The 306-nt window shown below is 32.4% G+C and carries 1 protein-coding gene; it reads left to right on the top strand.

The genetic code is table 11. The features are described from left to right. On the top strand, positions 1-221 hold a 221-nt coding region (locus GQ589_RS12060; protein ID WP_237399248.1), incomplete at its 5' end, for a hypothetical protein. Positions 222-306: the final 85 nt, after the last annotated feature.

Genomic DNA, 306 nt, shown 5'->3' with positions numbered 1-306 from the left:
TTACAATCATTTTCATTCTTTATTTAAGTCGACAAATAAGGAAGCATGATATGTCAGATAAATTACCTTTACTACTTGATAAACTCTATCAGCTTTGTTTGACCGGTGGTTATGGTTTTTCCTCTGCTTATACATTAGCCGAGCAACATAAAGCCAATTTCCCTTTACATTCAGATAATCTTGATAAACTAATCAAACATGAAACAGACAAAGCAACATGATCCTCGCCAAAAAAGTGGACAAAAGTCGCCTCTATGATATAAACAAAAATCATAGGAGACAAATATCATGGTCAAAAAATTTAGT

The organism is Gilliamella sp. Pas-s27, assembly GCF_009795865.1.
Lineage (GTDB): Bacteria > Pseudomonadota > Gammaproteobacteria > Enterobacterales > Orbaceae > Gilliamella.
This window is presented reverse-complemented; position numbering and strand designations above follow the sequence as displayed.